This window comes from Kocuria sp. ZOR0020, assembly GCF_000800955.1.
In the GTDB taxonomy this organism is placed as follows: Bacteria; Actinomycetota; Actinomycetes; order Actinomycetales; family Micrococcaceae; genus Kocuria; species Kocuria subflava.
The window spans coordinates 1-297 of the sequence record NZ_JROX01000424.1 but is presented as its reverse complement, the minus strand read 5'-3'; the positions used below and the strand labels follow the sequence as shown (position 1 = coordinate 297).

The following is a 297-nucleotide window of genomic DNA, read 5'->3' as shown; positions in this document are numbered from 1 at the left end:
CGCCCTGGGTTTCGTTCCGAGGTCAGGGCACCGCGGGCGCGGTCACCTCGAGGTCAGTGTAAGCAGCCTCGACCTCGACCGGGGTCCGGTACCCCAGTCGTTCGTGGAGCCGAGCCGTGTTCCACCAGTGGACCCAGTCCAACGTCGCGATCTCCACCGCAGTAGCCGAGGGCCAGACGCGCTTGGAATAGATGATCTCGGTCTTATAGAGACCATTGACCGTTTCTGCCAGGGCATTGTCATAAGAATCCCCGACGGTGCCGACCGACGCGGTCACTCCCGCGGTCACGAGCGCGT

The 297-nt window shown here is 64.0% G+C and carries 1 protein-coding gene; it reads right to left on the bottom strand.

What is annotated here, in order from left to right:
• Positions 1–22: 22 nt before the first annotated feature.
• Positions 23–297: integrase core domain-containing protein (locus tag L979_RS14055; RefSeq protein WP_047692893.1), on the bottom strand; the 275-nt coding region annotated here is incomplete at its 5' end.